Source organism: Bacillus sp. XB1 (assembly GCF_053557995.1).
The window spans coordinates 972,285-995,245 of record NZ_JBNRIL010000002.1 but is presented as its reverse complement, the minus strand read 5'-3'; the positions used below and the strand labels follow the sequence as shown (position 1 = coordinate 995,245).

At 37.6% G+C, this 22,961-nt stretch carries 25 protein-coding genes; all 25 read right to left on the bottom strand.

All coding sequences use genetic code 11. From position 1 onward, the window contains the following. Positions 1 to 26: 26 nt before the first annotated feature. Positions 27 to 1,283 carry an RIP metalloprotease RseP gene (gene rseP / locus ACK1U5_RS20535; RefSeq protein WP_001090245.1) on the bottom strand — a complete coding sequence of 419 codons (1,257 nt, stop codon included), beginning with the start codon at positions 1,281 to 1,283 and terminating at the stop codon, positions 27 to 29. A 17-nt stretch (positions 1,284 to 1,300) separates the two neighbouring features. Beyond that, a complete protein-coding gene (gene dxr, locus ACK1U5_RS20530) occupies positions 1,301 to 2,443 on the bottom strand; it encodes a 1-deoxy-D-xylulose-5-phosphate reductoisomerase (RefSeq protein WP_000790372.1) in 1,143 nt (380 codons plus the stop codon). 23 nt (positions 2,444 to 2,466) lie between these two features. Continuing rightward, positions 2,467 to 3,258: a phosphatidate cytidylyltransferase gene (gene cdsA / locus ACK1U5_RS20525; protein WP_000813594.1), complete on the bottom strand. Its 792-nt coding sequence runs from the start codon at positions 3,256 to 3,258 to the stop codon at positions 2,467 to 2,469. A gap of 17 nt (positions 3,259 to 3,275) precedes the next feature. Continuing rightward, a complete protein-coding gene (uppS, locus tag ACK1U5_RS20520; protein WP_000971296.1) occupies positions 3,276 to 4,052 on the bottom strand; it encodes an isoprenyl transferase in 777 nt (258 codons plus the stop codon). 85 nt (positions 4,053 to 4,137) lie between these two features. Continuing rightward, a complete protein-coding gene (gene frr, locus ACK1U5_RS20515; RefSeq protein ID WP_000531501.1) occupies positions 4,138 to 4,695 on the bottom strand; it encodes a ribosome recycling factor in 558 nt (185 codons plus the stop codon). A gap of 2 nt (positions 4,696 to 4,697) precedes the next feature. Next, positions 4,698 to 5,420 (bottom strand): UMP kinase, encoded by a 723-nt coding sequence (gene pyrH, locus ACK1U5_RS20510; protein WP_000042668.1) that lies wholly within the window; start codon positions 5,418 to 5,420, stop codon positions 4,698 to 4,700. Positions 5,421 to 5,486: 66 nt separating this feature from the next. Next, positions 5,487 to 6,374, bottom strand: coding sequence for a translation elongation factor Ts (tsf, locus tag ACK1U5_RS20505; protein WP_001018578.1), 888 nt, complete (start codon positions 6,372 to 6,374; stop codon positions 5,487 to 5,489). Between the two features lie 103 nt (positions 6,375 to 6,477). Continuing rightward, positions 6,478 to 7,179, bottom strand: coding sequence for a 30S ribosomal protein S2 (gene rpsB, locus ACK1U5_RS20500; protein ID WP_000111485.1), 702 nt, complete (start codon positions 7,177 to 7,179; stop codon positions 6,478 to 6,480). Positions 7,180 to 7,527: 348 nt separating this feature from the next. Next, entirely contained in the window at positions 7,528 to 8,307 is a 780-nt protein-coding gene (gene codY / locus ACK1U5_RS20495; RefSeq protein ID WP_000421290.1) for a GTP-sensing pleiotropic transcriptional regulator CodY, read from the bottom strand. Positions 8,308 to 8,384: 77 nt separating this feature from the next. Next, the gene (gene hslU, locus ACK1U5_RS20490; protein ID WP_000550087.1) at positions 8,385 to 9,776 is read right to left on the bottom strand and encodes an ATP-dependent protease ATPase subunit HslU; all 1,392 of its coding nucleotides are present in this window, start codon (positions 9,774 to 9,776) and stop codon (positions 8,385 to 8,387) included. A 22-nt stretch (positions 9,777 to 9,798) separates the two neighbouring features. Then, positions 9,799 to 10,341 (bottom strand): ATP-dependent protease proteolytic subunit HslV, encoded by a 543-nt coding sequence (gene hslV, locus ACK1U5_RS20485; protein WP_048567505.1) that lies wholly within the window; start codon positions 10,339 to 10,341, stop codon positions 9,799 to 9,801. Positions 10,342 to 10,383: 42 nt separating this feature from the next. Continuing rightward, positions 10,384 to 11,283 carry a tyrosine recombinase XerC gene (gene xerC / locus ACK1U5_RS20480; RefSeq protein WP_001101241.1) on the bottom strand — a complete coding sequence of 300 codons (900 nt, stop codon included), beginning with the start codon at positions 11,281 to 11,283 and terminating at the stop codon, positions 10,384 to 10,386. A 65-nt stretch (positions 11,284 to 11,348) separates the two neighbouring features. After that, positions 11,349 to 12,653 carry an FADH(2)-oxidizing methylenetetrahydrofolate--tRNA-(uracil(54)-C(5))-methyltransferase TrmFO gene (gene trmFO / locus ACK1U5_RS20475; protein WP_000213002.1) on the bottom strand — a complete coding sequence of 435 codons (1,305 nt, stop codon included), beginning with the start codon at positions 12,651 to 12,653 and terminating at the stop codon, positions 11,349 to 11,351. Between the two features lie 48 nt (positions 12,654 to 12,701). Continuing rightward, positions 12,702 to 14,780: a type I DNA topoisomerase gene (gene topA / locus ACK1U5_RS20470; protein WP_001286963.1), complete on the bottom strand. Its 2,079-nt coding sequence runs from the start codon at positions 14,778 to 14,780 to the stop codon at positions 12,702 to 12,704. A 144-nt stretch (positions 14,781 to 14,924) separates the two neighbouring features. Continuing rightward, positions 14,925 to 15,794 carry a DNA-processing protein DprA gene (gene dprA / locus ACK1U5_RS20465; protein WP_000818039.1) on the bottom strand — a complete coding sequence of 290 codons (870 nt, stop codon included), beginning with the start codon at positions 15,792 to 15,794 and terminating at the stop codon, positions 14,925 to 14,927. Between the two features lie 87 nt (positions 15,795 to 15,881). Continuing rightward, on the bottom strand, positions 15,882 to 16,784 hold the full coding sequence (gene sucD / locus ACK1U5_RS20460; RefSeq protein ID WP_000115178.1) for a succinate--CoA ligase subunit alpha: 903 nt from the start codon (positions 16,782 to 16,784) through the stop codon (positions 15,882 to 15,884). Positions 16,785 to 16,803: 19 nt separating this feature from the next. Continuing rightward, positions 16,804 to 17,964 carry an ADP-forming succinate--CoA ligase subunit beta gene (gene sucC, locus ACK1U5_RS20455; RefSeq protein ID WP_001020791.1) on the bottom strand — a complete coding sequence of 387 codons (1,161 nt, stop codon included), beginning with the start codon at positions 17,962 to 17,964 and terminating at the stop codon, positions 16,804 to 16,806. 194 nt (positions 17,965 to 18,158) lie between these two features. Continuing rightward, a complete protein-coding gene (locus ACK1U5_RS20450) occupies positions 18,159 to 18,932 on the bottom strand; it encodes a ribonuclease HII (protein ID WP_001193513.1) in 774 nt (257 codons plus the stop codon). A gap of 56 nt (positions 18,933 to 18,988) precedes the next feature. Then, a complete protein-coding gene (gene ylqF, locus ACK1U5_RS20445; RefSeq protein WP_000236702.1) occupies positions 18,989 to 19,879 on the bottom strand; it encodes a ribosome biogenesis GTPase YlqF in 891 nt (296 codons plus the stop codon). Between the two features lie 20 nt (positions 19,880 to 19,899). After that, complete coding sequence (gene lepB, locus ACK1U5_RS20440; protein WP_000711851.1) at positions 19,900 to 20,451, bottom strand: signal peptidase I; 552 nt, start codon at positions 20,449 to 20,451, stop codon at positions 19,900 to 19,902. 101 nt (positions 20,452 to 20,552) lie between these two features. Further along, positions 20,553 to 20,897, bottom strand: a complete 345-nt coding sequence (gene rplS, locus ACK1U5_RS20435) for a 50S ribosomal protein L19 (protein WP_001186516.1) — start codon at positions 20,895 to 20,897, stop codon at positions 20,553 to 20,555. Between the two features lie 146 nt (positions 20,898 to 21,043). After that, positions 21,044 to 21,778, bottom strand: coding sequence for a tRNA (guanosine(37)-N1)-methyltransferase TrmD (gene trmD, locus ACK1U5_RS20430; protein ID WP_000686903.1), 735 nt, complete (start codon positions 21,776 to 21,778; stop codon positions 21,044 to 21,046). After that, complete coding sequence (gene rimM, locus ACK1U5_RS20425; RefSeq protein ID WP_000170278.1) at positions 21,778 to 22,293, bottom strand: ribosome maturation factor RimM; 516 nt, start codon at positions 22,291 to 22,293, stop codon at positions 21,778 to 21,780. The genes trmD and rimM overlap by 1 nt, the downstream gene beginning before the upstream one ends. A gap of 120 nt (positions 22,294 to 22,413) precedes the next feature. Further along, positions 22,414 to 22,641, bottom strand: a complete 228-nt coding sequence (locus ACK1U5_RS20420; protein WP_000737401.1) for a KH domain-containing protein — start codon at positions 22,639 to 22,641, stop codon at positions 22,414 to 22,416. A gap of 14 nt (positions 22,642 to 22,655) precedes the next feature. Continuing rightward, entirely contained in the window at positions 22,656 to 22,928 is a 273-nt protein-coding gene (gene rpsP, locus ACK1U5_RS20415) for a 30S ribosomal protein S16 (RefSeq protein ID WP_000268750.1), read from the bottom strand. Positions 22,929 to 22,961: the final 33 nt, after the last annotated feature.

Genomic DNA, 22,961 nt, shown 5'->3' with positions numbered 1-22,961 from the left:
TATTTCATTATAAGTTTCACTTTATTTTACAAGAAAAACTTACGAATGTCATTCCAAGTTACAACTAACATAAGTAACATTAATAATGCAAAACCAATAAAGTGAACCATTCCTTCTTTTTGGCGATCAATTGGTTTCCCTCGTAACGCTTCAATTAAGAAGAAGAATAAACGGCCACCATCTAAAGCAGGAACTGGTAATAAATTAAATAAACCAAGATTAATGCTTAGAACTGCAGCTAAACTTAGTACACGCGTAAACCCATAATCTACAACTTGATCTGTTAGATTATAAATTCCTACTGGACCTGACAACTCATTAATAGAAAATTGACCAGTTACTAATTTAACAAGAGATTCAAAAATTAGTTTCGTCCATTGGTACGTTTGTTCAAATCCTGATTTAATAGAACCCATTACTGTTTTCTCTACAGGAGAGTAGACACCAATTCTACCAACTTCTTCTTTACCTTCTTTATCGAGTGTTGGCGTTACTTTCACATTAAACTGTTCATTATCACGCTTTACTTGTAACGTAATTTCTTTATTTGGGTTTTCACGTACAATAGTAACAACATCTTTCCATGTACTTGTGTTTTTCCCATCAATAGCTTGAATTGTATCATTCTCTTTCAATCCAGCTTGCTGTGCTGCACTGTTATCCATCACTTTTCCGACCATTGGTTTGTCAACAGGAACCCCTTGTACAAATCCAAGAATCACAAAAATAACAAATGCTAAAATGAAGTTCATTGCAGGACCCGCAAAGATTGTTAAAGCGCGTTGCCCTAGTTTTTTCGAGCCAAATTGTCTATTATACGGGGCAATTTGAATTTCTTCCCCCGCAGTAATAATACGAGCCTTTTCATTCACTCGGAATGTTTGAAGCTCTTCCTCGTACTCTTCATAGCCCGAAATTGTTAAATTATGCTCCAAATCAGCTTGTTCGACTTCAATAACACGAACATTTGGATACTTTTCATATCCATCAAAAACTAATTTCACAACTTCGTCTTTTTCATTTAATACAAGGCCAACCTTTTTCCCAGGCTTTAACTCAACTGTGTCCGCATCCTCGCCAGCCATTCTTACATAGCCACCAAGGGGCAGTAATCGAATCGTATACACCGTTTCATTCTTTTCAAATGAGAATATTTTCGGACCAAAACCAATCGCAAACTCGCGGCATAAAATACCTGCTCTTTTTGCGAAATATAGATGCCCTAGCTCATGGAAAAATACGAGTGCACCGAAAATTAATATAAAGGCAATCGCTGTATTCAATTCCATAACCACCTTTGCTAAATTTGTTCCATCACAAACCGTCTTGTGGCCGCATCAATTTCTAAAATTTCCTCTAAGCTCGGTCGTGCAATGACATTGTGATGGTTCATTGCTTTTTCAATGAGGTCTTCCACTGTTAAGAAATCAATTCTCTTTTGTAAAAAGGCTTCAACAGCTACTTCATTCGCTGCGTTCATTACAGCTGGCATACTTCCACCTGCTTTTCCAGCTTCATACGCAAAACGTAAACAACGGAATCGTTCTTGGTCCATTTTCTCAAAATGCAACGTCCCTATTTCCCATAAGTTTAACTGTTTTGTGTCTGAAAGAGGCAATCTATCCGGATATGTAAGTGCGTATTGAATTGGTACTCGCATATCAGGTGAACCAAGCTGCGCCATTACACTACGATCTTCAAATTCAACCATAGAATGGATAATACTTTCTTTATGTAAAACAACATCGATTTGCTCATAAGGGATACCAAAAAGCCAATGTGCTTCAATTACTTCTAGTCCCTTATTCATCATTGTAGCAGAATCAATTGTAATTTTCGAACCCATTGACCAGTTTGGATGTCGAAGCGCATCTTCTACGGTCACATGATGCAATTCATCCCTCGTTTTATCGCGGAAACTTCCACCAGAAGCCGTTATAATAAGACGAGAAATTCTTTTTTCATTTTCACCATTCAAGCATTGAAAAATAGCCGAATGTTCACTATCAACTGGAAGTAACGAAACATTATGTTTTCGTGCTGCTTCCATTACAAGATGTCCTGCAGTTACTAACGTTTCTTTATTTGCAATTCCAATTGTTTTTTTCGCCTCAATTGCACGAAGTGTTGGTAACAACCCTACGCTACCTACAACAGCATTTACTACAATCTCCGCATCTGGATGTAGTGCTACTTCTAAAAGTCCTTCACTACCATATACAATTTTTGTATTACCAGAAACAGATTGTAATTTTAAAACATCTTCCTCTCTTTGCACAGAGACGATTTGCGGAGAAAATTCTTGAATTACCTTTACTGCGTAGTCAATATTTTTCCCTACAGAAAAAGCAACGAGACGGAATTGGTCTGGGTGCGAGCGTAATACATCTAAAGTTTGTGTACCAATTGATCCGCTTGCACCTAATAAACTAATGTTTTTCATGACTCCAACCCCTCGTTCATTTATTAATTGTATTGTAATAAGAAGTAGAGAATTGGTAAAACGAATAACCAACTATCTGTTCGGTCTAATATACCACCATGCCCAGGTAAAATTGTACCTGAATCTTTTACGCCATAATGACGTTTAAAAGCAGATTGTACTAAATCACCAATTTGTCCAAAAATAGAAATGATAATTGTCAGCACAATTAAAATTACTACATTCGATTCGACTGGGAAGAACACGTTGTAAACAAGTGCCACAATAATTCCACAAACGATGCCGCCTAATGAACCTTCAATCGTTTTATTTGGACTAATTTCTGGCCACAATTTTCTCTTGCCCAATGCTTTTCCTACGAAATATGCGCCTGAATCAGTAGCCCATATAACAAATAATGCGCAAAATACATATTTAATTCCTAATATTCTCGTTTCATTTAAATATAAGAATCCCATTGCCACATATGTCGTTGCCATCAGTAAAAATGAAGCATTATCAAAAGTAAATGTATTCTTAGAAAGGACTGTATATGATAAAAGTAATAAAACAATCACAAATGTGATTTCCAATTTACCTAATCCAATCCATGTAAACAGTTTTGATGCACTACTTGGAATTAAAAGAATCCACAATAATACTGCAGCTAAAACTGTCGGTACTGAAATAAGCGTAAGCTTATTCATACGAATTAATTCATATAAACCTATAGAAGCAAGTGCATACACTAAAACCGTAAAAGGCACGCCACCGTATATTACGATGGGAATGAATAGCGCGGCAGCAACCACTCCAGTAATAATTCTCTGTTTCACTACCAAACCCTCTCTTTCTACACGCCTCCGAATCTGCGCCCTCTATGTTGAAAGTCAGTAATCGCATTTAGCAAATGTTCTTCTTTGAAGTCTGGCCAATACACGTCTGTAAACCAAAACTCCGAATATGCAATTTGCCATAACATGAAATTACTAATACGTAGCTCTCCGCTTGTTCGGATTAACAACTCTGGATCAGGTAAAGAACTCGTCATTAAGTAGGAGGAAAGCATTTCTTCACTTACCTCTTCAGAACGAATTTTTCCTTCCTCATTATCTTTCATCATATGTTGCACAGCAGAAACGATTTCATCTCGACTTCCATAGTTTAACGCGAAATTAAGAATTAATCCCGTATTCTCTTTCGTATCTTCCATGGCTTTCTCCATCGCTCTGCGTGTATGCGTAGGAAGACGATCTTTTTGCCCTATTACTCGGACTTGTACGTTTTCTTCAATCAATTCTGGTAAAAATGTACCTAGAAATTCTTCTGGAAGCTTCATTAAATAATCAACTTCCTTTTTCGGTCTTTTCCAGTTCTCAGTTGAAAAAGCATAAAGAGTTAACACTTTCACATTAAGTTTACTTGCAAATTTTGTAATTTTCTTTACAACTTGCATACCTTCATGATGTCCCGCAATACGAGGCATTGCTCTCCTCTTTGCCCATCTTCCATTCCCATCCATAATGATGGCAATATGTTCTGGGATATATCCTTTTTTCACTTCTTCAACGAGATGATCAAACGATGTGTCCTTTTTACCTTTAAAAAAAGGAAAGTTTTTAAACATCATTCATACCCTCCAGCAAGCAGACGTATGCCTAAAAGTGTAAAAAGACCCCCTTAAGAAGAGGGTCATAATTGCGAAGTTATCGCTATTACACTTCCATGATTTCTTTTTCTTTGTTTTTTGCGATTTCGTCAACTTTTGCAATATATTTATCTGTTTCTTTTTGGATATCTTCAGTATATCCTCTTAAATCATCTTCTGTAATCTCGCCAGCTTTTTCAAGCTTCTTAAGATCATCATTTCCGTCACGACGTACGTTACGAACAGCAACTTTAGCTTCTTCAGCATATTTTTTCACAACTTTTACAAGATCACGACGACGTTCTTCTGTTAATGCAGGAAATGCAATACGAATTACAGTTCCATCATTAGAAGGATTTAAGCCTAAATCTGCTTTTAAAATTGCTTTTTCAATATCACCGATAGAAGTTTTATCATAAGGTTGAATTACTAGTAAACGCGCTTCTGGAACTGTAATGTTCGCTAATTGCACAACTGGTGTTGGTGCACCATAGTAATCAACTTGTACCTTATCTAATACAGACGCGTTTGCACGGCCAGCACGAACTGTTGCTAATTCACGAGAATAAGCAGCAACTGCTTTTTCCATTTTTTCATTTGAAGACTTCAATACCTGTTGTCCCATATTTATTTCCCCCTTACCACTGTTCCGATATTTTCGCCTAAAACGGCACGTTTAATATTACCTTTTTCCATAACTGAGAATACAATTAATGGAATATCATTATCCATACATAGAGAAGAAGCTGTAGAATCCATTACACCTAAACCTTCTTTTAATACGTCTAAGTAAGTAAGCGTTTCATATTTCGTAGCTGTTGGATCAATAGATGGATCCGCATTATATACACCATCTACATTGTTTTTCGCCATTAAAATTACATCTGCTTCAATTTCTGCCGCACGTAATGCTGCTGTTGTATCTGTAGAGAAGTATGGGTTACCTGTACCTGCTGCAAAGATAACAACACGTTTTTTCTCTAAGTGACGAACTGCTTTACGACGAATGTAAGGTTCTGCAACTTGACGCATCTCAATTGAAGTTTGTACACGAGTTTGAATTCCGATATTCTCCAAGCTATCTTGAAGAGCTAATGAATTCATAACTGTCGCTAACATGCCCATGTAATCTGCCCCTGCACGATCCATGCCCATTTCACTTCCAATTTTCCCACGCCAAATGTTACCGCCACCAACAACAACAGCAACCTCTACATCAAGTTCTGCAATTTCTTTTACTTGTTCCGCAACTGACTTAATAACAGTTGGGTTAATTCCAAATCCTTGCTCTCCAGCTAAAGCTTCTCCACTTAGCTTTAAAACGACACGATTATATTTCGGTTTACTCATAATGAACCTCCAATTGCTTACATCTTTATTTTAAAAAAGGGAACACAATGTGTTCCCTAATCTGTATTAGTTGCTACCTTTTACTTGGTTCATTACTTCTTCAGCAAAGTTGTCTTCGCGTTTTTCGATACCTTCACCAACAGCGTAGCGAACGAATCCTTTTAATGTTCCGCCTTTAGACTCAACGAACTGACGAACTTTCATATCAGGGTTTTTAACGAATGCTTGGTCAAGTAAGCAAATCTCTTCGAAGAATTTGCCTAAACGGCCTTCAACCATTTTTGCAACGATTTTCTCAGGCTTGCCTTCGTTTAATGCTTGTTGTGTTAATACTTGACGCTCATGCTCAACTTCTTCAGCTGTTACAGCATCGCGGTCGATGTATTTAGGGTTAACTGCAGCGATGTGCATTGCAACATCTTTAGCAGCAGCTTCATCAGTAGAACCTTCAAGAACTGTTAATACACCAATGCGTCCACCCATGTGTAGGTAAGCGCCGAATGCATCTGCATCAGTTTTTGATACGATTTCGAAACGACGAAGTGTAAGTTTTTCACCAATTTTAGCGATTGCTTCGTTGATGTGCTCTTCAACTTTTTTACCGTTTTCCATTGTTTGAGCCATAGCTTCTTCAACGTTAGCTGGTTTGTTAGTTAATAAGTGAGCAGCTAATTCTTTAATTAGTGTTTGGAAACCTTCGTTTTTCGCAACGAAATCAGTTTCAGAGTTTAATTCTAAGATTAAAGCGTCGTTACCGTTTGTTTCGATGAAAGTTAAACCTTCAGCAGCAATGCGGTCAGCTTTTTTAGCAGCTTTCGCAATACCTTTTTCACGTAAGAAGTCAATTGCCTTCTCCATGTCGCCGTTAGTTTCTGTTAAAGCTTTTTTGCAGTCCATCATACCTGCGCCAGTTTTTTCACGTAATTCTTTTACCATTTGAGCAGTGATTGCCATACTTTTCATCCTCCTAAAATATGTATTTATACCTTTTATAAAGGTGTTTATACCTTAAAAAAGGTGATAAAAGGCCGAACCCCTTATCACCTTTCCAACTTTGTTACGCAGTAACAGTTTCTTCACCTTGTTTTGCTTCAAGGATCGCGTCTGCCATTTTAGATGTAAGAAGTTTTACAGCACGAATTGCATCATCGTTTGCTGGGATAACGTGATCGATTTCGTCTGGATCACAGTTTGTATCAACGATACCGATGATTGGAATGTGTAATTTGCGTGCTTCAGCAACTGCAATACGCTCTTTACGAGGGTCTACTACGAATAATGCACTTGGAAGACCTTTCATATCTTTAATACCGCCTAAGAATTTCTCAAGACGCTCTAACTCTTTTTTAAGTTGAACAACTTCTTTCTTAGGAAGTACTTCGAAAGTACCATCTTCTTGCATTCTTTCGATGTCTTTAAGACGCTTGATACGCTTTTGGATTGTTTGGAAGTTTGTTAAAGTTCCGCCTAACCAACGTTGGTTAACGAAGTACATACCAGCACGAGTTGCTTCTTCTTTAATAGCTTCTTGTGCTTGTTTTTTAGTACCTACGAATAAGATGTCTCCGCCTTCAGCAGCGATGTCGCGCATCGTTCTGTAAGCTTCCTCAACTTTTTTCACAGTTTTTTGTAAGTCGATGATGTAGATACCGTTACGCTCTGTGAAAATGTAACGCTTCATTTTTGGGTTCCAACGACGAGTTTGATGTCCGAAATGAACACCAGCTTCAAGCAATTGCTTCATAGAAATTACTGACATAATATAGTTCCTCCTAAATGGTTTTTGATATCCTCCGTTTACTTCATCTCTAAGCGAAACTACAAACGTAGCACCAACACTTAAATCAGTAAACGTGTGTACTTTGTACTGACACCACTGCTTACTATATCATACTGAAATATTACAATCAAGTCGAAAATGCGAACAATGTAAAACTTTCTTTGTTCATACTCGAATTCTAGTATTACCAACCTTCATTTCTTTTAAGCAAAAAAAATAAATACAATTAATAGTTTTCCCAGAAAACACGCTTATGACACTTTTCACAAGCACCATCTATCCATTGCACAAAAAAACTCTCCTCAATCGAGGAGAGTTTTTTATAAATTAGTTTGTTTTTAATTTAGCAAGTTCCTGTAGAAACTTGTCGTTTAGCACTTTAATGTATGTTCCTTTCATACCTAAAGAACGAGACTCAATAACACCAGCACTTTCTAATTTACGTAGTGCATTTACGATTACAGAACGAGTAATTCCTACGCGATCAGCAATTTTACTTGCAACAAGTAAACCTTCTGTTCCATTTAATTCTTCGAAAATGTGCTCAATTGCTTCTAACTCACTGTAAGATAATGAGCTGATCGCCATTTGAACAACAGCTTTACTACGTGCTTCCTCTTCGATTTCTTCTGCTTTTTCACGTAAGATTTCCATACCTACAACAGTTGAGCTGTACTCAGCAAGGATTAAATCATCATCTAAGAACTCTTGACCAAGACGAGCTAATACTAATGTACCTAGACGCTCACCGCCACCAACGATTGGTACGATTGTAGTTAAACCTTGACCAAATAATTCTCTGTTTTCTACTGGGAATGCTGTGTAAGCACTGTTCACATCTAAGTTTGAAGATGTTTCTGTAATGTTGAATAAGCTTTGTGTATATTCTTCTGGGAATTGACGTTCTGCAAGCATTTGCTTCATGCGTTCGTTTTCGATTTGTTGGTGAATTGCATAACCTAGTAATTTACCACGACGGCTAACTACGAATACGTTTGCTTCGATTACTTCACACATTGTGTCAGACATTTCTCTAAAGTTTACAGGCTTCCCTGCTGCGCTCTGTAATAACGCATTTAATTTTCTCGTTTTTGCTAATAATTCCATTTCAAAAGTTCCTCCTACATGTTACTCACATATTTTTTCATCACTTGGAAACTAGGGCGAGTCACCTGATGACACTATTACAAAATAAACTGGCTCACATCTTTATTTTTAGCAATTGTTGCTAATTTCTCCTCAACGTATTGAGGTGTTATCGTTATTTTCTCTAACGTAATTTCAGATGCTTCAAACGATAAATCTTCAAGGAGCTTCTCCATAATCGTATGAAGTCTTCTTGCTCCAATATTATCTGTATCCTGATTAACTTGATAAGCAATCTCAGCAATCTTACGAATAGCTTCGTCTGAAAATTCAATTTCTATACCTTCAGTCGCTAATAATGCCATATATTGTTTAATTAACGCATTGTCAGGCTCGATTAGTATTTTAACAAAATCGTCTGTCGATAATTTTGTTAATTCTACTCGAATCGGAAATCTCCCTTGCAATTCCGGAATTAAATCCGACGGTTTAGACATATGGAACGCTCCAGCTGCAACGAATAAAATATAATCCGTTTTTACTGATCCGTATTTTGTCGCAACATTCGACCCTTCTACAATCGGCAAAATGTCACGTTGCACACCTTCACGTGATACATCTACGCTATTCGACTGCTTACCAGCAATTTTGTCAATTTCATCGATAAAAATAATCCCGAGCTGTTCAGCACGATAAACAGCCTCTTGTGTAACTTCATCCATATCAATTAAGCGCTGTGCCTCTTCATTTGTCAAGAGTTTTCTTGCTTCTTTTACAGAAAGTTTACGTTTTTTCGTTTTTTTCGGCATAAAACTTCCTAGCGCATCTTGGAAATTCATTCCCATTTGCTCCATGCCAGTTCCTTGTAACATATCAAACATGGAAGACTGTTGTTCAGTCACTTCAATCGATACAATTTCGTCTTCAAGAAGCCCTGCAGCAAGCTTTCTCTCCACATCTTGACGCTTCTTTTCGATTTCAACATCTTCTTGTGTATCAGACGTTTGATTCGAATTTTGAGTACCTCCAAAAAGCATCTCTAATGGATTTTTGAATCCAGATTGTTTCTCTGGACTCGGTACTAAAATTTCAACAAGACGTTGATTCGCTTGCTCTTCGGCTTTATCTTGAACTTTCACTACCATTTCTTCTTTTACGATACGAACCGATGTTTCCACCAGGTCACGTACCATTGACTCTACATCTCTACCCACATATCCAACTTCTGTGAATTTTGTAGCCTCAACCTTAATAAAAGGTGCTCCAACGAGTTTCGCCATTCGTCGTGCTACCTCTGTTTTCCCAACACCTGTCGGTCCAATCATTAAGATATTTTTAGGTGCAATTTCGTCACGTAAATTTTCAGCTAATTTACTGCGACGATATCGATTTCTCAACGCTACAGCAACCGCTTTCTTTGCGTCTTTTTGACCGATGATGTATTGATCTAATTTTTCCACAATTTGGCGCGGAGTAAAATGTAAATGCATATAAAATGCCTCCCTTACGATTCTACAATTCTTCAACAATTATGTTGTGATTCGTATAAACACAAATATCGCCAGCAATCTCTAAACTCGCTTTCGCAATTTGCTTCGCTGTTAAGTGTTCACTTGCATATTGCTTTAAAGCACGACCTGCAGAAAGTGCATAATGCCCACCAGATCCAATTGCTAAAATACCATCATCCGGTTCAATCACTTCTCCTGTACCTGAAACAAGGAGCATAGTTGTTTTATCCATGACAATGAGCATTGCTTCTAGCTGACGTAACATTTTATCGCCACGCCATTGTTTGGCCATTTCAACAGCAGCACGCTGCAAGTTGCCATTATACTCTTCTAATTTCCCTTCAAACATTTCAAAAAGAGTAAATGCGTCAGCAACTGATCCTGCGAAACCAGCTAAAACTTTACCTTGGAAAAGTTTACGAACTTTACGAGCTGTATGTTTCATTACAACAGCATTTCCCATTGTCACTTGGCCATCTCCAGCCATTGCACATTCTCCATTATGATGAACTGCAAATATCGTTGTAGCGTGGAAATTTCCCATAGAAAAAACTCCTTTATTTGTTTTTATAGCTTTTAAAGCAATTTATGCCCGCGGGTGATGCTTCATGTAAACAGAACGCAATCTTTCTTTAGAGACATGCGTATAAATTTGTGTCGTCGACAAATTTTCATGGCCTAATAACTCCTGTACAGTACGTAAATCCGCCCCTTCATCTAGCATATGTGTAGCAAATGTATGCCTTAACATATGGGGACTTATCCGCATTGTCAGCGAAGCCTTTTTAATGAGTTCATTTAAAACATAACGAACTCCACGACTTGTTAGCGGTTTACCTTTCGCATTTAAAAATACCATATGAGAGTCTTCGTCAGTCTTATTAACTAACTGTTTTCTCCCATTCTCTATATAAGTAATTAAAGAATCTTGCGCATAGCTTCCGAACGGAATATACCTTTGTTTTTTTCCTTTTCCCATTACTAAAATTGTTCCCACCGCAAAGTCAATATCGGTAAGTTGTAAATTGACACATTCACTCACACGGATCCCAGTCGCATACATCAACTCTAACAAAGCTTGATTCCTTTGACCTAATGGTGTTTCCGTGTCAGAAACTTCAAATAATTCCTCTAACTCTTCAGCATATAAAAACTTTGGGATTGACAATTCTTTTTTGGGGAGTGACGCAAGTGCAAACGGATTATCCTTTCGATAACCTTCACGCATCAAAAAACGATATAAACTTCGTAAGCTTGATACTTTTCTTGCGACAGATTTACGGGCTAACTTCTCATCGTGCAACGTCGTTAAGTACAAACGAACATCCGCGTATGTAACGTCTAAAAAAGAGGATATGCCTTCTCGTTCCATAAATTGCACAAAATGTTCTAAATCATTTTGATAACTTGCAATTGTATATTTTGAATAATTTCTTTCAATTTGTAAATATCCAACGAATAATTGTAACAATTTCTTCACATTCACACAACTCACCTCAATAAAGGCTACTAAATCGTATCACAACTTAGTAGCCTTTGCAAGAAATTTAACTAAATATTTACAAAATTTCGAATCGTTTCTAAAGCGCGTGCTGCGTACGCTTCATTTCGTTCTGCTTTCTTTTTAATCTTCTTCTCTAACGGTGCAAATAGACCGAAGTTCGCATTCATCGGTTGGAAGTTTTTAGCATTCGTTGCCGTAATGTAATTTGCCATGCTACCCATCGCAGTTACTGGCGGTAATACAACTGGCTCTTCACCTTGCACAAGACGCGCAGCATTAATTCCTGCTAATAATCCTGATGCTGCTGATTCAACATATCCCTCTACTCCAGTCATTTGACCAGCGAAGAATAAATCATCCCGTTGTTTATATTGATATGTTGGACGAAGCAAATTAGGTGAATTAATAAACGTATTACGATGCATTACACCATAACGTACAATCTCTGCATTTTCCAATCCTGGAATTAACTGTAGCACTTCTTTTTGCGGTCCCCACTTTAAATGTGTTTGGAAACCTACGATATTGTATAAAGTTCCCGCTGCATCATCTTGACGTAACTGAACAACAGCATATGGCGTTTTCCCTGTTTTTGGATCTTCCAATCCAACAGGTTTCATAGGTCCAAATACTAACGTCTGTCTCCCTCTACTTGCCATAACCTCTACTGGCATACAACCTTCAAAGAAAATTTCTTTTTCAAACTCTTTTAAAGGCACTGTCTCAGCAGCAATTAGAGCCTCATAAAAACGATCAAACTCTTCTTCTGTCATTGGGCAATTTAAATATGCAGCTTCACCTTTGTCATAACGCGATTTTAAATATACTTTATTCATGTCAATGCTGTCTTTTTCTACGATTGGGGCTGCAGCATCATAGAAGTAGAAATAATCTTCTCCTGTTAATTCTTTCAATTTTGCAGAAAGATCAGGAGATGTTAATGGACCTGTAGCAATAATTGTCGGTCCCTCTGGAATATCTGTAATTTCTTCATTCATTACAGTTACATTTGGATGGTTCTTTACGTATTCTGTTACTTTAGCTGCGAACTCATGACGGTCTACAGCTAAAGCGCCTCCAGCTGGTACAGAGCACTCATCCGCCGCACGAATAATTACAGAATCCATTAAGCGCATTTCCTCTTTAATAACGCCAACTGCATTTGTTAAAGTGTTTGCACGAAGTGAGTTACTACATACTAATTCAGCGAATTTATCTGTGTGATGAGCTGGCGTTTGCCTTACCGGTCTCATTTCATATAATCTAACTTGGACACCACGTTTTGCAATTTGGTAAGCTGCTTCACTTCCTGCAAGACCTGCGCCAATGACGTTTACTACTTGTGTTGTCATTTATATCACCTTTCCTTTTCTTCCCGAAAAAAATGTGAGCAGTTACGCTCACATTTGTTGTTCTTCTTCATAATCGCACGAAATACATTGTACTTGCACGCCTTTTTTCAACTTTTTCTCTACAAGCATGCCTTCGCACTTCGGACACTTACGACCAATTGGCTTATCCCAAGATACAAAGTCGCATTCCGGATACGTACCGCACCCATAGAAAAGGCGTTTCTTTTTATTACTACGGCGTTCAATAATTTGACCCTTATCACACTTTGGACAAGTAACACCGATTTCTTTCACAATCGGCTTTGTATTACGACAATCTGGGAAATTCGAGCAAGCCATAAATTTCCCGTATTTACCCATTTTAAAGACCATTGGGTGATTACATAATTCACAATCTTCCCCAGCTGGTTCATCTTTAATTTCCACTTCACGCATTTCTTTTTCCGCTTTTTCTAAACGCGGTTCAAAACCTACGTAGAAATCATCAACAATTTTTACCCAATTCGCATTTCCTTCTTCTACTTCATCAAGGCTTTGCTCCATATTGGCAGTAAATTCAATGTTAATAATTTCTGGGAAAAACTCTAAAATAAGTTCAATTACTATTTCACCAAGTTCAGTCGGAACGAAGCGTTTATTATCCAAGCCTACATACCCACGCTTTTGAATCGTTTCAAGTGTAGGTACATATGTCGACGGTCTTCCAATTCCAAGTTCTTCAAGTGTTCTTACTAGGCGAGCCTCTGTATAGCGCGGAGGAGGTTGTGTAAAATGTTGCTTTGGTTCTAAATCCTTTGAAAATACAGTTTCCCCTACTTCTAAAGGCGGCAACATCTTATCCTTTTCTTCAGCACCATCATCTTTTGACTCTACATACACTTTCATAAATCCCGGGAACTTTACAACCGATCCACTTGCACGGAACTGAACATTGTTATTAATGAGTCTCGCTGTCACAGTATCCATTATAGCAGACGCCATTTGACTTGCAACAAATCGCTCCCAAATCAATTTATATAATCGAAGTTGATCACGACCTAAGAAACTTTTTAGTTCCTCTGGCTTTCTCATTACCGAAGTAGGACGAATTGCCTCATGCGCATCTTGTGCATTTGACTTTTTCGTTTCTTTCTTCTTTTCTGTTCCTATGTATTCCGTACCATACGCTTCAGTGATGTAAGTACGAGCCTCTGTTTGAGCTGTTTCTGAGATACGTGTTGAATCGGTTCTCATATACGTAATAAGACCTACAGTTCCTTGTTTTCCAAGATCTATCCCTTCATACAATTGCTGTGCAAGCATCATTGTTTTCTTTGCTCGCATGTTTAACTTACGGGCTGCTTCTTGTTGCAAGGAAGATGTTGTAAACGGTAATGCAGGGTTACGTTTTCGCTCTTTGCGCGTTACATTTTCAACTGAAAACGCATTGTCTTTCATCTGTTCAATTATTTCATTCACTTGCGTTTCATTTGTTAATTGAACTTTTTCACCATCTACACCGTAAAAGCTTGCTTCAAATGTGTCTTTTCCTTTTACAAATTCTGTTTTAATTGTCCAGAATTCTTCAGGTTCAAAGTTTTGAATTTCCCTTTCACGCTCGATGATTAAACGAACTGCTACAGATTGTACACGTCCTGCACTTAATCCTTTTTTTACTTTCTTCCATAATAAAGGACTAATATTGTAACCAACAAGACGATCAAGTATACGTCTTGCTTGTTGTGCATCCACTAAATCCATATTAATTGCACGAGGATGTTTAAATGATTCTTTGATCGCATCTTTCGTAATCTCATTAAACACAACCCGACAATCTGATTCAACGTCCACATTTAACGTATTCGCTAAATGCCAAGCAATCGCTTCCCCTTCACGGTCTGGATCGGCCGCGAGATAGACTTTCTTTGCTTTTTTGGCCGCTGATTTTAAATCTTTTAAGACGGGACCTTTACCACGAATGGTAATATACTTCGGGGTGAAGTTGTTCTTTACTTCTATCCCCATTTGACTTTTTGGCAAATCGCGAACATGTCCCATAGACGCGACAACTTTGTATTTTTTCCCTAAATATTTCTCAATGGTCTTCGCCTTAGAAGGCGACTCCACGATTACGAGGTAATCTGACATGCTAGTGCCTCCTTAAGAGGTGGATTCAAGTCTTCATTAATCTTATTGATTTCTCTTGTTTTTGTCAATCAAGAATGAATATACCATACAGTGCCAATCTACCATTTGTCAATAATTGTTTAATAAAAACATAAAAATATAAGGTTAATTTAAAATCTCTTCCAAGATATCTTCTGCATTTCTTACTAGTTTTGCTCCTTGCTGAATAAGATGATTCGTTCCCGATGCCCCCTCTATAAATATAGGTCCAGGAAGCGCAAATACCTCTCTACTTTGCTCTAACGCAAGGTCCGCAGTAATAAGTGTTCCACTTCTCGATTTCGCTTCTACAACTAAAACACCTTTACTTATACCACTAATAATCCGGTTTCTTTTTGGAAAATACCATTTTTTCGGTGCATAGTGCGGCGGATACTCTGTCAATAACAATATATATTCCTTCCACATTTCATATAAAGGTCTATTTTCTTTCGGATACATAAAAGACAATCCATGCCCTAATATCGCAATAGTCGGGCAATGATGCCTTACTGTAATCTCATGAGACATTGTATCTATCCCTTTTGCAAACCCACTGACAATAAGCCACTCTCTTTCTAATAAAGGGTGTAAAATAAACTTCAAACTCTCATGACCATATAATGATGGTTCTCTCGTTCCAACAACTGCTAATTTATTTACTTTATTCAGGAAATCTTTCTCTCCTTTTCCATATAAAACGAAGGGAGGGTCTTGTATTTCACGTAATAATTGCGGATAATTTTCATCCCATATCGTTATATAAAAAATACGATTTTTCTCTAAATAAGATATATATTGCGGAAGATTTGAACTTTGAAGAAATTTTACTAGTTCTGAAGATTTTTTCGAGGATATTCCAGTGTAGTGTTCCATTTGTTTTTCGTTAAAATTATATATGTTCTCTAATTCTGGATCGACATATAGTAGCCTCTCCATCGCTTTCCAATAATCTGCTAGCAAGTAATGAAGATGTAATAATCTCTCTCTTTTCATCTTGATTCTCCTTACCCATAATTTTTATTATGTAAACAGAAAAAGTCTAAAAAGACACCCTCAAGTAAGAAGGTGTCTTTCAACAGATTAATAGTTTTTACAAGTCTCAAATAAACCTTTTTCTTTTAAAACAGAGATTAGCGTTTCTCCCATAACTGCTGGAGTTTCAGCTACTTTAATGCCACAAGCTTCCATTGTTTTAATCTTTTCAGCAGCAGTTCCTTTACCGCCAGAAATGATTGCACCAGCATGGCCCATACGTTTGCCAGCAGGCGCTGTTTGACCACCAATGAAGCCTACAACAGGTTTTGTCATATTAGCTTTTACCCATTCAGCTGCCTCTTCTTCTGCTGTACCGCCGATTTCACCAATCATAATTACAGCATGTGTTTCTTCATCTTCATTAAATGCTTTTAAAGCATCAATAAAGTCTGTACCGTTAACAGGGTCTCCGCCGATACCTACAGCAGTAGATTGGCCAATACCTTCTTGTGTTAACTGATGTACAGCTTCATACGTTAATGTACCAGAGCGAGATACGATACCAACATGACCTTTTTTATGAATATATCCTGGCATAATACCAATCTTACATTCATCCGGTGTAATTACACCTGGGCAGTTTGGTCCAAGTAAACGTGTATGTTTACCCGCCATATATCTCTTTACGTTTACCATATCTAATACAGGAATCCCTTCAGTAATACATACTACTAAATCAATTTCTGCATCAACAGCTTCCATAATTGCATCTGCCGCAAAAGCGGGTGGAACGTATACAACTGAAGCGTTTGCGCCTGTTGCTTTCACTGCATCTTCTACTGTATCAAATACTGGTACACCTTCAATATCAGTGCCGCCCTTACCTGGTGTTACACCACCGACAATTTTCGTACCGTATTCAATCATTTGTTTTGTATGGAATAAACCTTGAGAACCTGTAATACCTTGAACAATAACTTTTGTATCTTTATTAACTAATACGCTCATTTTTCTCCCCCGCTTTCTATTAGCCCACTAGTGAAACAATTTTTTGTGCACCGTCTGCCATAGATTCTGCTGCAACAATATTTAAGCCAGACTCATTTAAAATTTTCTTACCTAGTTCTACGTTTGTACCTTCAAGACGTACAACTAAAGGTAACTCAAGACCTACTTGTTTCGTTGCTTCAATAACACCTTCTGCAATAACATCACACTTCATAATGCCACCAAAAATGTTAACAAAGATACCTTTTACATTTTTGTCAGAAAGGATAATTTTGAATGCTTCTGTAACTTTTTCTGCAGTTGCACCGCCACCAACATCTAAGAAGTTAGCTGGGTCACCGTGGTAATGTTTAATGATATCCATTGTAGCCATCGCTAAACCTGCACCATTAACCATACAACCGATATTTCCATCTAAAGGAATGTAGTTTAAGTCGTATTTTGAAGCTTCAATTTCTTTTGAATCCTCTTCATCAAGATCACGAAGCTCTAAAATGTCTTTATGGCGATATAATGCATTAGAATCAAAGTTTAATTTTGCATCTAATGCCATAACTTTACCTTCACCTGTTGTAACAAGTGGGTTAATCTCAGCGATAGAGCAATCTTTTTCGATAAACGCACGGTATAAGCCCATCATAAACTTCACAGCTTGTCCTACAAGCTCTTTTGGAATATTGATGTTAAATGCGATTCGGCGCGCTTGGAAACCTTGTAAGCCTACTGCTGGATCAATATATTCTTTAAAGATTTTTTCAGGTGTTTTTTCTGCTACTTCTTCAATTTCTGTTCCGCCTTCTTCAGACGCCATTAAAACAACTTGAGAAGTTGCACGATCTAAAACTAGACCTACATAATATTCTTTTTTAATATCGCAACCTTCTTCGATAAGTAAGCGTTTTACTTCCTTACCTTCAGGACCTGTTTGATGTGTCACAAGTGTAGTTCCTAAAATGCTTTCTGCATATGTACGAACTTCATCTAAATTTTTTGCAACTTTTACTCCGCCAGCTTTGCCGCGTCCACCAGCGTGAATTTGTGCTTTCACTACACATACATCTGTTCCTAATTCTTTCGCCGCTTCTACAGCTTCTTCTACTGTAAATGCAACCTTCCCGTTCGGAACGCTAACCCCATAGCTTCTAAGGACTGCCTTACCTTGGTACTCATGGATATTCATGGTCCCATCCTCCCCTGTTTTCCTGTTTTACTCGAAAAGTTTTTTAATGTTTAAAAAACATTACATTGCCATTGTATAAGATGATTGGCACGCTGTCTACAATAAAGTGTCAGAAAACTGAAATCGCTTTATTCTTTTTCGGAAATAGTAATGTTTATATGCCAAAATAAAAAAATAAGCTGTATATTTACAGCTTATTTTTGAATCATATCTTTAATTGGCGCGAATGACTTTCGGTGTTCATCTAATACTCCATGCACTTGAATTGCCTCTAAATGTTGCTTTGTGCCATATCCCATATGTTGCTCAAATCCATATTGAGGATACTTCTCTCCCAGTTCTTTCATCATACGATCTCTCGTTACTTTTGCGATAATGGATGCGGCTGAAATCGAAACACTTTTCGCATCACCTTTAATAATTGATGTTTGCGGAATTGGTGTAGGAAGTTTCATCGCATCAATTAATAAATGTTGGGGTGTACAAGATAAATTCGCAACTGCATCTAACATCGCTTGTTTCGTTGCTTGGTAAATATTAATGTCATCAATAACTTGCGGCGATACAATTCCTACTCCAATTGCAATTGCTTGTACTTTTATTTCATCATAAAAACGCTCACGTTTCGCTTCACTCAACTTTTTCGAATCATTTAACCCTGGAATATAAAAATCCTCAGGAAGAACGACAGCTGCCGTCACAACAGGCCCAGCCAATGGCCCGCGCCCTACTTCATCAATACCCGCGATATATGTGACCCCTTTTTCACGCAAAGCATTTTCATACTTGGACATTTCAAAAAACTTCTCTTTTTCTTTCTGTTCTAACTCTTTTTGTTTATACCACTTCAAAACGAGCTTTTGAACACCTTTTCGATCATCTTTCATTAACAGTTGAAAGCGATCATCTTCTTCATTCATAATTTCTTTCAATACATTTTCTGCTTCTTTTATCGTTATAGTTTGCATTTATACAAGCTCCTTTTTAAACATATCCAAAAAGAAAAGACGCACAAACGCACGTCTTATACTTCTTCTATTTTTTCCACATCTTCTACTTGCTCTGCAAACTCTTCCGGTGTTTCAAACGTCATTTTTCCAAGTTTGCCACCACGAAGCTCACGAAGCACAAGCTCAGATGTCTTATCATAATCAATCATTCCGCCGCCCATTAAGCAGCCTCTATTTTTTCCAATTGCATCGAATAATTCCACAATATCTTCTGGAATCTCATTTAAATTATAGCGTTCTTTCAAGCGTTCTGGATAATGTTTCTCCATAAAACGTAATGCGTAAACAGCTACATCTTGTAAATTTAAAATTGAATCTTTAATTGCACCCGTTGTCGCTAAGCGAAGACCCACTAATTGATCTTCAAATTTAGGCCACAGAATACCTGGTGTATCTAACAATTCCATTTCCTTCCCAACTTTAATCCATTGTTGAGCTGTTGTCACACCTGGACGATCTCCTGTTTTAGCAATATTTTTCTTTGCCAATTTATTAATCAATGTAGATTTACCAACATTTGGTATACCTACAATTAATGCACGAATCGCTCTCGGTCTAATACCTTTTGCAACCATTTTATCAAATTTTTCTTTAACAAGCACTTTACAAGCTGCTGCAATTTCCTTCATACCTTGTCCAGCTTGCGCGTTAATTGAAATTGCCATATGGCCTTTTTCTTTAAAATATGCGATCCATTGTTTTGTTAAACGATCATCTGCCATATCCGCTTTATTTAAAACAACAAGCCTTGGCTTATGTGTAATGATTTCATCAATCATTGGGTTTCGAGATGATAATGGTAATCGAGCATCTACAAGTTCAATTACAACATCAATTAATTTTAATTTCTCCGTTACTTGGCGTCTAGCCTTCGCCATATGCCCTGGAAACCATTGAATTACCATGTTGCCACCTTCTTTTTCATTTATTTCACAATACGTGCGTCTTCTAACGGCCAATATAACATATTAGCTTTACCAATTACTTGATCCATTGAAATCGTACCGATTGAACGGCTATCTTTACTAAAACGACGATTATCACCTAAAACAAATAATTGATCTTTTGGAACGGTTTTCTTGCCTGTCATTTCTTCAAGATTAAAATCATATGTAAGCGGTCCGTCAGCAATTTGCTTTTTCTGCTTGTCTAAATACGGCTCCTCATAAGCCTTTCCGTTAATATACAGTTTATCATTACGATACTCTATTTCATCGCCTGGCAGGCCTATAATGCGCTTAATGTAATCTTTATCTTCTGTTGCTCGAAATACGATAATATCAAAGCGTTTTGGATCTCCAATGTGATAACCAATTTTATTCACAATCATTCGATCACGATCATGTAAAGTAGGTGCCATCGATACCCCGTCTACGAGAATTGGCGCAAAGAAAAACTGTCTAATAACACCAGCTAATACAACAGCAATCAAAATTGCTTTAATCCATTCCCAAAGTGAACTCTTCTCTTTTTTCATGCATTTCCCCTCCACGGTTATGTAAACTGCTCGTATTATACCAAAATTTCATATAGATTGGAAAAAGGGAGCTTGTGCATTTACAAGCTCCCATACATGTCTTATCGAATTTCTTTAATACGTGCTTTTTTACCGCGAAGGTTACGTAAGTAGTATAACTTAGCACGACGTACTTTACCACGGCGAAGTACTTCGATTTTCGCGATTCTTGGCGTGTGAACTGGGAATGTACGCTCAACACCTACACCGTAAGAAATCTTACGAACTGTGAATGTTTCACTGATTCCGCCACCACGACGTTTAATTACAACACCTTCGAAAAGCTGAATTCTTTCACGAGTTCCCTCAACAACTTTTACGTGTACACGTAAAGTGTCACCAGGACGGAATGAAGGAAGGTCAGTTTTTAATTGGCCTTTTGTAATTTCTGCGATTAATTGTTGCATATTAAATTCTCTCCTTTAAACAGATGCTCTTATAAAGTCTTAATAAATTACAGCGGAACATCGTTAATACGGCTACTGATTTCAGTAGCACAAATGTTATAATAGCATATTACTAGGCCTGTTGCAATAGCAAATATATGAAGTTATTACTGCTCTCGCTTTATTTCCTCAAGCCATTTTTTCTCTTGTTTAGATAGCTCTCTCTCATCTAATAAATCAGGTCTACGCGTATACGTTCGGCGCAAAGATTCCTTATGTCGCCATTCATCAATGTTTTTATGATTCCCTGACATTAATACATCCGGTACCTTCATACCACGAAAATCAGCTGGACGTGTATAATGAGGATGCTCTAATAAACCTGTACTAAACGAATCCTCTACTTGTGAAGCATGATTTCCTAGCACACCTGGCAAGAGACGTACCACACTATCAGTAATAACCATAGAGGCTAATTCTCCGCCCGTTAATACATAGTCACCAATAGAAATCTCATCCGTTACGAGATGCTCACGAATTCGTTCGTCATATCCTTCATAATGCCCACATACGAAGATTAAATGTTCTTCCCCTGCAAGCTCTTCCGCTTTCTTCTGCGTAAATCTTTCGCCCTGCGGACACATTAAGACAACTCTCGGCTTACGCTCTGTCTCTTTCGTCAAATCCTCTACAGCATCAAAAATAGGCTGAGGAGTAAGCACCATACCAGCTCCTCCGCCGTAAGGATAATCGTCTACGCTATTATGCTTACTTGTTGTATAATCACGAAAGTTAACAACACGAAGGTTTACCGCTTCTTTTTCTTGCGCCTTCTTTAATATAGAAGATCCAAATACACCGGTAAACATGTCTGGGAACAACGTTAAAATATCAATTTTCATTATAGCAGCCCTTCCATTACATGAATGGTTACTAATTTATTTTCAATATTAACTTGAAGTACAACATCATCGATATAAGGAATTAAGAGATCTTGACCCTTCGGGCGTTTAATTACCCAAACATCATTTGCACCAGGAGATAGAATCTCTTTGATTGTCCCTAGCGCTTCTCCTTCTTCCGTTACAACACTGCAACCAATAATTTCATGATAGTAGTATTCACCTTCAGCAAGTTCGCCTAACTGCTCTTCTGGTACTTTTATTAAAGAACCTTTAAACTTCTCTACTTCATCTACATTGTTATATCCTTCAAATGTTAATAAATCGAATGTCTTATGTTGGCGATGAGAAGTTACCTTCACCGGAAGATAGTCTGTGCCTTTCTCATTCGATATGTATAGCGTGTTTCCTACTTTATATCGCTCTTCTGGAAAATCAGTACGAGAAATAACACGGATTTCTCCTCTTACGCCATGAGTATTTACAATTTTCCCTACGTTAAACCATTTTGTCATAAATAGTATGTCACCCCTGGTTTCTATATAAATTAAGCATCTCCATTTCGCAGATGGAACATGCAATCTCTATTTAAATGTTAAAAAAGGGAGAGGAATAACTCCTCGCCCTTTTTACGTTTATTGAATTTCCAGTGTTACTTTTTCATCATTATGATGTCCCACTGAATACAAGAGCATTCGAATCGCTTTCGCAACTCTCCCTTGCTTTCCAATGACTTTTCCAACATCCTCAGGATGTACAGTTAATCGATACTTTATCTCTCCGTTGCAAAGTTCCTGTGTAACTTTTACATCTTCAGGATAATCGACAAGAGGCTTGACAATCGTCTCGACTAACTTCTTCATAGTCATTGCCTCAATTACTTACCTTGTTTAGATAAGTGGAATTTCTCCATGATACCTTGGTTAGAGAATAAGTTACGAACTGTATCAGATGGTTTAGCACCATTTCCTAACCATTTTAATGCTGCTTCTTCGTTGATCTTAACTTCAGCTGGTTGAGCAACTGGATTGTAAGTTCCGATTTCCTCAATGAAACGTCCGTCACGAGGAGAACGAGAATCTGCAACAACTACACGATAGAAAGGAGTTTTTTTAGCTCCCATACGTTTTAAACGAATTTTAACTGCCATTTATAAAGCACCTCCGAATTTATTTCACACAGA

Bases quoted from the DNA above. Each gene is read 5' to 3' on its own strand.
- pyrH (WP_000042668.1), bottom strand. From the start codon at position 5,420: ATGAGTAAACCGAAATATAATCGTGTCGTTTTAAAGCTAAGTGGAGAA.
- frr (WP_000531501.1), bottom strand. From the start codon at position 4,695: ATGGGACAACAGGTATTGAAGTCTTCAAATGAAAAAATGGAAAAAGCA.
- ylqF (WP_000236702.1), bottom strand. From the start codon at position 19,879: ATGGTAATTCAATGGTTTCCAGGGCATATGGCGAAGGCTAGACGCCAA.
- trmFO (WP_000213002.1), bottom strand. From the start codon at position 12,653: ATGACAACACAAGTAGTAAACGTCATTGGCGCAGGTCTTGCAGGAAGT.
- hslV (WP_048567505.1), bottom strand. From the start codon at position 10,341: ATGGGAAATTTCCACGCTACAACGATATTTGCAGTTCATCATAATGGA.
- uppS (WP_000971296.1), bottom strand. From the start codon at position 4,052: ATGATGTTTAAAAACTTTCCTTTTTTTAAAGGTAAAAAGGACACATCG.
- rpsP (WP_000268750.1), bottom strand. From the start codon at position 22,928: ATGGCAGTTAAAATTCGTTTAAAACGTATGGGAGCTAAAAAAACTCCT.
- sucD (WP_000115178.1), bottom strand. From the start codon at position 16,784: ATGAGCGTATTAGTTAATAAAGATACAAAAGTTATTGTTCAAGGTATT.
- rimM (WP_000170278.1), bottom strand. From the start codon at position 22,293: ATGACAAAATGGTTTAACGTAGGGAAAATTGTAAATACTCATGGCGTA.
- hslU (WP_000550087.1), bottom strand. From the start codon at position 9,776: ATGCATTTACATTTTACTCCGCGCCAAATTGTGGAAAAATTAGATCAA.
- rpsB (WP_000111485.1), bottom strand. From the start codon at position 7,179: ATGTCAGTAATTTCTATGAAGCAATTGCTTGAAGCTGGTGTTCATTTC.
- dxr (WP_000790372.1), bottom strand. From the start codon at position 2,443: ATGAAAAACATTAGTTTATTAGGTGCAAGCGGATCAATTGGTACACAA.
- rplS (WP_001186516.1), bottom strand. From the start codon at position 20,897: ATGCAACAATTAATCGCAGAAATTACAAAAGGCCAATTAAAAACTGAC.
- tsf (WP_001018578.1), bottom strand. From the start codon at position 6,374: ATGGCAATCACTGCTCAAATGGTAAAAGAATTACGTGAAAAAACTGGC.
- sucC (WP_001020791.1), bottom strand. From the start codon at position 17,964: ATGAATATCCATGAGTACCAAGGTAAGGCAGTCCTTAGAAGCTATGGG.
- ACK1U5_RS20450 (WP_001193513.1), bottom strand. From the start codon at position 18,932: ATGCAAACTATAACGATAAAAGAAGCAGAAAATGTATTGAAAGAAATT.
- ACK1U5_RS20420 (WP_000737401.1), bottom strand. From the start codon at position 22,641: ATGAAGAAGTTAGTCGAGACGATTGTCAAGCCTCTTGTCGATTATCCT.
- topA (WP_001286963.1), bottom strand. From the start codon at position 14,780: ATGTCAGATTACCTCGTAATCGTGGAGTCGCCTTCTAAGGCGAAGACC.
- trmD (WP_000686903.1), bottom strand. From the start codon at position 21,778: ATGAAAATTGATATTTTAACGTTGTTCCCAGACATGTTTACCGGTGTA.
- dprA (WP_000818039.1), bottom strand. From the start codon at position 15,794: ATGAAAAGAGAGAGATTATTACATCTTCATTACTTGCTAGCAGATTAT.
- codY (WP_000421290.1), bottom strand. From the start codon at position 8,307: ATGGAATTATTAGCAAAAACGAGAAAATTAAATGCGTTATTACAGAGC.
- lepB (WP_000711851.1), bottom strand. From the start codon at position 20,451: ATGAAAAAAGAGAAGAGTTCACTTTGGGAATGGATTAAAGCAATTTTG.